Source organism: Cryobacterium sp. Hz7 (genome assembly GCF_004402815.1).
In the GTDB taxonomy this organism is placed as follows: domain Bacteria; phylum Actinomycetota; class Actinomycetes; order Actinomycetales; family Microbacteriaceae; genus Cryobacterium; species Cryobacterium sandaracinum.
Genome location: NZ_SOFB01000004.1, coordinates 59917 through 69834 on the forward strand (window position 1 = coordinate 59917; position 9918 = coordinate 69834).

Here is a 9918-nt window from a genome sequence, read left to right on the forward strand (position 1 = left end):
CCCCGGCCGGCTCGGCCTTCGTGCGCCCCGGCCGCGCCGGACTAGAGCCGGTGCTCCGCCAGCCAATCCACGAGCACCCGATTGAAATCCGCCGGCCGTTCGACGCTCGGCAGGTGAGCGGTATCGCGGAAGGTGAAGCCGGTGACGTCAGGGAGCGTCGACAGGACATACTCATATTCGGCGAGATGCGGAGTGATGTCGAACTCACCGACCGAGACGAACGCGGGTACCTCGATGTCGCTGACCTGGTTGAAAGCGGGCGGCTCGAGCGGAATCGGCGTCGGGGACTCTTCCGCATGCGCGGCGTTGACACGGCCCAGCGCGTAGGCCGTGGCCACGAATTCGGGGTCGAGGTCGGCCTCGGTGCGCAGTGGGCCGAACGCCCAGAGCGCCACCTCGAGGCGCGCCAGACGGTGCCAGTCCTGGGCGTCGAATGCGGCATCCAGTTCGTCGAACCGGGCGTCCTCGAGATCGGTCAGTTCAACTTCGGGGAACCCGCTGGGCCCGGCTCCCACGGTCACCAGGCCGTCCACGCGGTCGGGGCTCTCCGTGGCCAGGTCGATGGCGATCCCGCCTCCGCGAGAGCACCCGATCAGCGTGGCCGACGCCACCCCGAGGTGGTCGAGAACCGCGAGGGCGTCCGCGCGCGGCGAGAACTCCACGTTCTCGGTGGTCGTCTGGCCGCATCCGCGGCTGTCGAAACGGATGACGAAGTGGCCGGCAGCCAGCGCGTCGATCTGCGGGTCCCACATGCGCAGATTGGCGATGCCGGCATGCATTAAGAGGAGTGCCGGTGACGAAACGTGGCCGGCCGTTTCGTAGTGGAGCGACGCGCCCGGAACGGTGAGGTGAGGCATGATTCAGCGTAGGCGTGCGGCGGGCGCCGCGGCAAGGGAATTACCGTCAGCGCACGAATCTGTGACCGTTGAATGCCGGCGACCCCAACCCGAGTGACGGGTGTGCAGGTGGACAAATTGACATCCATCGGGGCAAGAGTCACACTCGATATATCGACACCGATCGATTAGTTGGTTGTCTGCCGCCCTGGGCCACGACGTGGCCCCATGAATTGGACCCACGACCTGGGACCAGCGGATCAACCTCATGGCGCTCGCCCCAGAGTTGCGCGACGCCCCCATCAATGCCCCGTCATCTGCGCCGGGACTGAGCGGGCAAGTCCGAGGACTCTTGTGTCCCGGTTGCCCCGCGAACTCCTGCTCGCTTCGCGTGGCCGAAATATACGAGGAACACCATGAACGCGTACATCACGACCACCACCAACCGGGTCCTTCCTGTCGGTACCTACGTGACCGAATCAAGCGGCCGCATCCTCGCACCGAATGAGTACGTGAGCAGCGTTCGGTCAGACCTGACCGAGGGTCGATACGTGTCCCACAGCTGAGACGAACTGTACGGTCGCCGGGCCCTTACCGGGTGCCTTTCTGCTGTCCCCGAGACCAGCCGGATGACCCTGGCCGGTTCGCTCACGAACGCGCGCCCGACGGACCCCGCCGTTCCCGGTATCTCATTACCATTCTCCTTGCGAGGGTGATTTCGGCAAGCCTATGGCCCATCCGGCAGGATGGGCCATAGGCTCTTTCAACCCAGAGTTGTTCTGAGGGTGTTGTCTATCCCAGGATGCCGCAGGCGGCCGGATCCGTTGCTTCTGCAGGCAGGTTCGGGTCGAGCTCGCTTGGACCCTGGCTGAAGTCATACTCGCCGTTGCCGTTGTAGTCGATGCCATGGATCACGACGACGCCTTCGCCCTCGCGGATGGAATCAGCGATCTCTTTCGCCGTTCCTGTTTCGCTGGGGCCGGGGTATCCGGTTCCCGCCACCTTGGTGATGTGGAGATTGTCGCGGCTGTAGTGGTAGCTGCCGCTCTCAGACACCGGGAAACGGGTGACGTCCAGGAAGCTGGCCGGTGAGGTGTCCCCTGTCGTCGTCAGTGAGACGACGACCGGTCCGTAGGCGGGAATCCCTTCCTTGGTGTTCAGGCGGCCATCACCGTTGCTGTCCAGTGCGATGGTGGGGCACTCCTTCATCGCCTGGTTGCCGTAGTGAATGTGCTGAGCGTGCGGGGCATCTGGCGTCAGCCCGGAGGCGTGCACTTCAATGTGCTTGATCTTCTGGTTGCGAACTGTCGCGGTTGCAGTTCCGGATGCCCCGGAGCCGTTGAGTTCCGTGAGGTTCGCGGTCAACGTCACCGTTTTGGGGGTGCGTTCGGATTGCGTGGTCTGCGCTTGAGCTGCTCCGGACCCGAGCACGGCTGCGGCGAACAACGCAACAGTCGAAACCCCGAGAATCCCGATGGAATGTCGTTTCACGATTTACTCCTTGGTCAGCGGTCAACGAGGAGATCCCGTTGATCATAGGTGGTTCGGAGCGGACAGTAATGAGGTTTGGTCATGTAAACAAGGCCGGGTGCGTGTCGGTCATCCGAATCGGTCTCAGAGAGACGACTTCCTCGTCGTGGAACTGATCAGTGTGGCTCCCACGAATCGGAGGGAACGGCAGGTCGCAGGTTTGCCGGTCCATCCACAGGGTTCTTGAACTAAGGTTAGCCTTGCCTCAGTTTGACTGCGGGGGAAAACTTCGACCAGAGACAGCCGTGCGCACCGACAAAACATACGATGCATTCCCGCCCGCAAAACTATGCGCGGTAGAACCACTGAGGAGCACCCAACGCGACCCGGTGGGCGGTCTTGAGGCCCTCCGACTCCTCTCCGGCGATCCGTCCGCGACTGCCCTTGTGACCGCGAATGGAACCATAAACTACGCCGAACTGGACGAACTGGTCCGTGACCGGCGGGAATTATTGGGAGACGGCCGCCGACTTGTCATGGTGTCGTGCGCGAACGCCCTGGAGCCCCTGGTGACTTATCTCGCCGCGCTCGCGGCGGGGCATCCAGTTCTCCTCATCGCAGGCGACGGGGACGAGCCGAGCCAGGAGCGGAACAGGAACGGGCTCCTTGAGCGTTACGACCCCGACGTGGTTTTGGCGCCCGTCGGCGGCGAATGGCGTCTGGATGAGCGACGCGAGGGAAGCCGGCACACGTTGCACCCTGAGCTGGCACTGCTGCTCAGCACCTCGGGCTCGACAGGATCGCCGAAACTCGTTCGGCTGTCACGCGAGAATGTGCGCAGCAACGCGAGAAGCATCGCCGACTACCTCGCCCTGACCGAGCAGGACCGGGCGGCCACAACCCTGCCGATGCATTACTGCTACGGCCTCTCAGTCGTGAACAGCCACCTGATCTCCGGGGCGAGCCTGCTCCTCACCGAGCGTTCGGTGGTCGAGTCTGAATTCTGGAACGAGTTCGACGCGGCAGGGGCCACCTCCTTCGCCGGCGTTCCCTACACCTTCGACCTTCTCGATTCGACCGGATTCGCTGGGCGCCAACATCCGAGCCTGCGCTACATCACTCAGGCCGGCGGCCGGCTCGGCCCCGACCGGGTGCGCGATTACGCCCGGCTGGGGCAGGAACGTGGATTCGATTTCGTCGTCATGTACGGACAGACAGAGGCGACCGCACGGATGGCCTACCTGCCGCCGGAGTTGGCGGCGACCCGGCCTGAATCCATCGGAATCCCGATACCGGGCGGGCAGTTCCGCATCGACGACGCCGACGAGCACTCGGTCGGTGACCTCGTGTACACCGGGCCGAACGTCATGATGGGATACGCGGAGAGCCCGGAGGGACTCGCCGCTGGACCGACAGTGGGGGATCTGCGCACCGGCGATCTAGCCCGCCAGCACGACGACGGACTCTTCGAAATCGTCGGGCGGAGCAGTCGCTTCGTCAAGATATACGGCCTGCGGATCGATCTCGACCGGGTCGAACGGCTCCTTGACGACGACGGTGTCGAAGCGAGGGCGGTGAACCATGAGGAACGCCTTGTGGTCTTCGTGCGAGAGCGGTGGGCCCTCGGGCTCGTCGCGCCGATCGCCGCGGAGGCGCTTGGCTTGCCCGATCACAGCGTCCGGGTGCACCTTGTCCAGGATTTCCCCCTGACGTCCAGCGGCAAGCCAGACACCGCGAGCCTGCTCCGGGAGGCGGCGCTCCTCGAGCGTAAAGCCCCGCTGGTGGATCGCAGAGGGACCGTGACGGCGGAGAATATTCGGGCGCTCTACGCAACCCTCCTCGACCGCCCGGATGCGGTCCTGGACGACAGCTTCGTCGCGCTGCACGGCGACTCGCTCAGTTACGTCGAGGTCTCGGTGCGGCTCGAGCAGATGCTCGGCACGCTCCCCAGGGACTGGCCCGCGAAATCGGCCCGGGAGTTGGCCAACCGCCGAACCGCACCGTCCGGGGCGCGACCCCGACGGTCGCTGGCGCGCATGGAGACATCCGTCTTGCTGCGGGCTATCGCCATCGCGCTCATCACGGGGACGCACGCCAACCTCTTCCACATACAGGGCGGTGCTCACCTGCTGCTCGGAATCCTGGGCTACAACCTGGCCCGATTCCAGTTCGCCGATGTACCTCGGCCGATGCGGCTCGGGAAGCTTCTGCGCAGCGCCGTCCAGATCTTCGTCCCGGCCGTGCTGTGGATCGGTGGAGTTGGCCTGATTGGAGGGATGTACGAACCCGCGACGGTCTTCATGCTGCACAACCTGCTCGGCGGCGACGAACGCTGGACGGTGCAATGGCAGTACTGGTTCCTGGAATCCGTCGTGTGGACGATCCTCGGCCTGGCGCTTCTCTTCTGCGTGCCCCAGCTCGACCGGATCGAGCGCCGATACCCCTTCGTCTTCGCGGCGTCCTTCTTTGCGGGGGCGCTTCTGCTTCGCCTGCTGCTGACCGGAGGGGTCGAGGCCGGGCCGACCGAACGGTATTCGCTGCCGATCGTGCTCTGGCTCATCGCTCTCGGCTGGCTCATCGCACGTTCCACGGACGTCACGCGGCGGGTGCTGAGCTCGGCGGTCGTCGTGCTCTCCGTTCCGGGCTTCTTCGGCGACCCGGCCCGCGAGGCGACCACGATAGCGGGACTGCTTCTTCTCCTCTGGCTTCCGGCCGTGCCCCTCCCGCGGATTCTGGTGCCGGTGATGAGCGTCACGGCCTCGGCCTCGTTGTTCGTATATCTCGTCCATTGGCAGGTCTTCCCGCTTTTCGGGAACGACGGTCCGCTGCTCGCCACCCTTGCCTCCTTCGCGGTGGGTATCCTCGCCTGGCGAGGGTATTCCGCACTGAGCGCTTGGTGGACTCGTCATCCCGCGGTCGCAACCCGCACGCTTATGACCAATGTATTCGCGACAAGAACGTCGGCCGGTCGCCGGCGGTGACGTTGGGCTGGATGAGCGGGGCATAGTTCGGGGCGAGGTCGGGTGCGGTTAGGAATGCGGGAGACGTCGTCCCCCGATGAGCAGCCAGAAGATCATGGCGGTCTCGCCCGCGAAGCCGAACAGGCCGAAGGTCGGGGTGAAAGCGGGTGCCACCACCAGGCCGATGAGGTCGGCAATGTAACCTATGGCGGCGAGACCGATCAGGATTCCAAAGACCTTCGGCATGAAGCCGGAGCGGATCGACAGATAGGCGATCAGGAGGAGATGTACCCCGAACAGGCCCAGGGCGGTGTTCCAGATCGACGAGAACGAGTCGATGTCGGCCAGCGCGACTTCCGGGGTGTCGAGGTTGTTGAAGGCGACCACGAGCCGGCTGAGTGCGACCATGAACCACCCGGCGAAAGCGATTCTGATCAACCCGGCAACAGCGGAGACGACACGGCTGACGGGCTTGAAGAGCGCGTAGGTGCCGGCGGCGGCGACGACGTCCAGCACGACGACGACACACAGAGCGCCGATCCCGGCGAGCCACAGCGCCGGCGAGGCGGAAATTGCATCGGTCGTCTTTTCCGCATCACCGGCGGTCACGAGGCCGTTGATGGCGATGAAATAACCAAAGATCGAGAGGAACACCATGGCCGTGAGGGCGGTGCCCGTTACGAGCGCTCCGGTTCGCTGCGACCAGCGGAAGGGGTTGAGTGTGGCAGCCGGCGCTGTGGCGCTGGGCGCGGGGTGGAGGTGAGTGGTCATGGCTCGTGTCATTACTGTATCTGTGGCTAAAACTTACGATGTATGCTTATGTTGTAAGTAAGATATATGTACGTGGTAAGGTTTGTCAACGGATATGAGTGCGGGAGAGAGACTTGGCAGCAGCACGTGAAGCAGCACCCGCACCCCGAGCTCGTTTGAACCGCGAGCGGGTGATCGCTACCGCCGTTCGCCTTGCCGACACTGAGGGGCTTGAAGCCCTCACGATGCGGCGTCTGGGTGAGGACCTGAACGTGAAGGCCATGTCGATCTATAACCACGTGGCCAACAAGGATGACCTCATCAACGCCATGGCCGATGCGATCTTCAGCGAGATCGAATTGCCGTCACACAGCGATGAGTGGAAGCCGGCAATCCGAAAGCGCTCGATCTCATTCCGGGATGTCCTCGCCCGTCATGCTTGGGCTACGACCGTTCGTGACTCCGGAACGAACCCGGGACCGGGCACCCTCCGGCACCACGACCGGGTGATCGGAACCTTCCGCAACGGCGGTTTCTCGATCGAGAAGACGGCCCACGCGTTCTCCGCTGTCGACAGCTATATCTACGGGTTCGCGATGCAGGAGAAGAGCCTGCCCTTCACCACGCAGGAAGAGACGGCAGCGATGGCCGCGGTCATGCTGGCGCAGCTGCCCACAAGCGAGTACCCGTACCTGGCTGAACTCACGGCCGACCACGTCTTGAAGCCCGGATACTCCTATGGGGATGAATTCCTGGTCGGGCTCGACCTCATGCTCGACGGACTCGAGACCATGCGAGACACCGATCAGGCCTTTGAATGAATGAGGGCGTCATGAGACACACGTGACGGGCACCCATTGACATTCCACGCGGCATCCGCGCCCCGGTTGTCACCTACACGGTGGTGGCGTCATCGACCTGGCCGACGAGCTCCTCGATGATGTCCTCGAGGAACAGAACGCCCGTGGCGACTCCGTCAGCGTCGAACGATGTGGCGACATGCGCACCGAGGCGCCGCATTGACGCCAGGGCATCCTCGAGCTCGCTGCCCCGGAACACGGAGGCCAGGCGACGGATGCGTTTGGCCGGCACCGGCTCCGTGAACGTGCTCCCGGAGGTGAGGTCCATCACGTCTTTCAGGTGCAGGTAGCCCGTGGGCTGCCCGTCGACGTCAGTGAGGATGTACCGGGAGTAGCCGTGCTGGGCGACGGCCCGCTGGATGTCGGCGGGTGACGCGGATGCCGGCAGGCAGACCATTGAGCCGATCGGCACCTCCACGTCGGAGACTCGCTTCGAGGTGAACTCGAACGCGGCGGAGAGGGTGCCCGAAGCATCCGTCAGGAGACCCTCGCGGGTGGACTGCTCCACGATGCCGGCCACCTCGTCGAGGGTGAATGCGCTGGTCGCCTCATTCTTCGGCTGCACCTTGAACAGGCGCAGCACCCCGTTCGCCAGCCAGTTCAGGCTGACGATCACCGGGTCGAAGATGCGGGCGACGAGGACGAGCGGCGGCGCCAGGATGAGCGCGGCGCGGTCGGGCACGGAGAAGGAGATGTTCTTGGGCACCATCTCGCCGAACACCACGTGCAGGAACGTCACGAGCGCGAGCGCGCTCGCGAAGGCGATCACGCTGATCGCGCGCTCAGAGAGTCCGGTCAGGGCCAGCGGGTACTCCAGCAGGCCGTGGATGGCCGGCTCGGACACGTTCAGGATGAGCAGCGAACACACGGTGATGCCCAACTGGCTGGTCGCCAGCATCAGGGTCGCGTGTTCCATCGCCCAGAGGGTGGTCTTCGCCGCCTTGTTGCCGCGGGCGGCGAGCGGCTCGATCTGCGACCGGCGGGCCGAGATCACGGCGAACTCGGCGCCCACGAAGAACGCGTTGACGGTCAACAACACGACGAGCCAGATCAGGCCCGGCCAGTACTCACTCATGGGTCAGGTCTTTCTGGATTCGGGTGACGATTCGGTCGTGTCTGGTGGCCAGGCTCGGATCGTGCTCGGGGTCTTCGGGGGTGTAGCGCACGCGCTGAACCTGCACGCCATCGACTCGGTCGATCCGCAGGATGCCACCGTCGACGGGGACCTCGTCGCCGAGTTCGGGAATGCGGTCGAGCTGATCGGCGATGAAGCCCGCGACGGTCTCGTAGTCGCCGTCCTCGGGCACCGTGACGCCCGTCCGATCGAACAGCTCGTCCGGCCGCCAGCCGGCGTCGAACACCACAGAACGACCCGAACGGATGACGCCGGCTTTCGCCCGGTCATGCTCGTCTTCCAGCTCGCCCACGAGTTCTTCGACGAGGTCCTCGAGCGTGACGATGCCGGCCGTTCCGCCGTATTCGTCCGCGACGACCGCGATCTGGAAGCCCTGTCTGCGCAGCAGGCCCAGGAGCGTGTCGACGGCCATCGACTCGGGCACACGCAGTGCCTCCACCTTCAGCTCGTCGGCGGTGACCTGGTCGCGTTGCGCCAGCTCGACGGCGAAGGCCGCCTTGACGTGCAGCACCCCGACGATGTCGTCGGAATCCCTGTCGATCACGGGGAAGCGGGAGTAGCCGGTGGCCGTGGACAGGGCCAGGATGCTCTCGGCAGAGTCGGTGACCTTGACCGAGGACATCCGTACCCGGGGGGTCATGACGTCGTCGACCGTGTGGTCGGCAAAGCGCAGCGTGCGGTGCAGCATGGCCGCGTGGTCGTTGTCGAGCACGCCTTCCGTCGCCGACCGCCGCACGAGGAAGCTGAGCTCTTCGGCGCTGCGGGCACCCGAGAGTTCCTCTTTCGGCTCGATGCCGACCAGGCGGATCAGGGCGTTGGCGGTGTTGTTGAACAGCAGGATGACGGGCTTGAATACGGCGGTGAACAGGGCCTGCGGGGGCAGCACGATCTTTGCCGTGGCCAGCGGCACGGCCAGGGCGAAGTTCTTCGGCACGAGCTCGCCGATCACCATGGAGAACAGGGTGGCCAGCGAAATGGCGATGATGGTGCCGAGCAGCGGCACGAGTCCTTCGGGCACGCCGGCGCCCGTGAGCGGCCCGGTCAGCAGCGAGCTGATGGCGGGCTCGAAGGTGAACCCGGTCAGCAGGGTGGTCAGCGTGATGCCGAGCTGCGCACTGGACAGGTGCGTGGAGGTGATCTTCAGGGCCTTGATGGTCGGGCCGAGGCGTTTCTCGCCGCGTTCCTGCCGGGCCTCGAGCTCGTTGCGGTTCAGGGTGACCAGGGAGAATTCGGCGGCGACGAAGATGCCCGTTCCGACGGTGAGGAGAAGCCCGACCCCCACCATCGCCCACTCAAACAGCATGTGGCCCTCTCAGACTCGGGCGCAGGATGTCGAGGCGTGGCTGGATGGGCGAGGGTTTATCAGGGTCCATGAGGAGGGTAAGACTATCGGGCGGTGCCCGGCTGTGGCTGGGAAACTCTCGGTTCCGGCCTCCCTAAGCTCGTCGCGTGGGCGGTGCTCTGGTCGGCTTCTCCATCATCGGATTCGTGATCCTGGTGGGCTGTCTCGTCGCGCTCCTCGGCATCATCGGCGTCGGCGCCGGGCTGGCCATCAACCGGGTGTTCTTTCACACTCCGATGGCTGAGACCATGCTGGGTGCGGCTGCTCCTGGCGTTCGGCATGTCGTTGCCCGGGGAGCGCCTGCTCAAGGCGGGATCGGCGCGCAAACGCGTGGCGGCGGCATCCGTCATCAAGGGGGTCGTGATGCCGGTGGTGCCTACATCTTCGGCCGGTTCGTCTCCGGCTGGACGCTGCGAAGCTGTTCGCGGTGGTGGCCGTCGCGGCGCTGCCTGCCCCGATCTAGCTGTTGTTCCCACACAGGTTGTGAGCGTGGCGTGAGCTAAAAAGGTGAGGACCTCCGGTATCGATTGGGTTACCACACTCAACACGATGCAACGGAGGCCCT

At 64.8% G+C, this 9918-nt stretch carries 9 protein-coding genes; 4 read left to right on the forward strand and 5 right to left on the reverse strand.

Translation table 11 applies throughout. From position 1 onward, the window contains the following. Positions 1-41: 41 nt before the first annotated feature. Positions 42-857: an alpha/beta fold hydrolase gene (locus E3N86_RS00705; protein ID WP_134374798.1), complete on the reverse strand. Its 816-nt coding sequence runs from the start codon at positions 855-857 to the stop codon at positions 42-44. Between the two features lie 395 nt (positions 858-1252). Between E3N86_RS00705 and E3N86_RS16630 the strand changes: the two genes are divergently transcribed. Then, on the forward strand, positions 1253-1402 hold the full coding sequence (locus E3N86_RS16630; protein WP_166784961.1) for a hypothetical protein: 150 nt from the start codon (positions 1253-1255) through the stop codon (positions 1400-1402). 226 nt (positions 1403-1628) lie between these two features. Here the strand turns inward: E3N86_RS16630 and E3N86_RS00710 are convergent, their stop codons facing one another. Continuing rightward, a complete protein-coding gene (locus E3N86_RS00710; RefSeq protein WP_134374796.1) occupies positions 1629-2327 on the reverse strand; it encodes a CHRD domain-containing protein in 699 nt (232 codons plus the stop codon). 368 nt (positions 2328-2695) lie between these two features. Between E3N86_RS00710 and E3N86_RS00715 the strand changes: the two genes are divergently transcribed. Next, positions 2696-5287, forward strand: coding sequence for an AMP-binding protein (locus tag E3N86_RS00715; RefSeq protein ID WP_134511115.1), 2592 nt, complete (start codon positions 2696-2698; stop codon positions 5285-5287). A gap of 48 nt (positions 5288-5335) precedes the next feature. Here the strand turns inward: E3N86_RS00715 and E3N86_RS00720 are convergent, their stop codons facing one another. Continuing rightward, positions 5336-6037: a DUF4386 domain-containing protein gene (locus E3N86_RS00720; RefSeq protein WP_166784962.1), complete on the reverse strand. Its 702-nt coding sequence runs from the start codon at positions 6035-6037 to the stop codon at positions 5336-5338. 170 nt (positions 6038-6207) lie between these two features. Between E3N86_RS00720 and E3N86_RS00725 the strand changes: the two genes are divergently transcribed. Further along, the gene (locus tag E3N86_RS00725) at positions 6208-6837 is read left to right on the forward strand and encodes a TetR/AcrR family transcriptional regulator (protein ID WP_241980884.1); all 630 of its coding nucleotides are present in this window, start codon (positions 6208-6210) and stop codon (positions 6835-6837) included. A gap of 73 nt (positions 6838-6910) precedes the next feature. Here E3N86_RS00725 and E3N86_RS00730 read toward each other — a convergent pair whose 3' ends face one another. Continuing rightward, entirely contained in the window at positions 6911-7951 is a 1041-nt protein-coding gene (locus E3N86_RS00730) for a hemolysin family protein (RefSeq protein WP_134374790.1), read from the reverse strand. Next, on the reverse strand, positions 7944-9311 hold the full coding sequence (locus E3N86_RS00735; protein ID WP_134374862.1) for a hemolysin family protein: 1368 nt from the start codon (positions 9309-9311) through the stop codon (positions 7944-7946). Before E3N86_RS00735 ends, E3N86_RS00730 begins: the two co-directional genes overlap by 8 nt. A 149-nt stretch (positions 9312-9460) precedes the next feature. Between E3N86_RS00735 and E3N86_RS00740 the strand changes: the two genes are divergently transcribed. Further along, the gene (locus tag E3N86_RS00740) at positions 9461-9856 is read left to right on the forward strand and encodes a hypothetical protein (RefSeq protein WP_134511116.1); all 396 of its coding nucleotides are present in this window, start codon (positions 9461-9463) and stop codon (positions 9854-9856) included. The last annotated feature ends 62 nt before the right edge of the window (positions 9857-9918 follow it).

Bases quoted from the DNA above. Each gene is read 5' to 3' on its own strand.
- E3N86_RS00705 (WP_134374798.1), bottom strand. From the start codon at position 857: ATGCCTCACCTCACCGTTCCGGGCGCGTCGCTCCACTACGAAACGGCC.
- E3N86_RS16630 (WP_166784961.1), top strand. From the start codon at position 1,253: ATGAACGCGTACATCACGACCACCACCAACCGGGTCCTTCCTGTCGGT.
- E3N86_RS00730 (WP_134374790.1), bottom strand. From the start codon at position 7,951: ATGAGTGAGTACTGGCCGGGCCTGATCTGGCTCGTCGTGTTGTTGACC.
- E3N86_RS00720 (WP_166784962.1), bottom strand. From the start codon at position 6,037: ATGACCACTCACCTCCACCCCGCGCCCAGCGCCACAGCGCCGGCTGCC.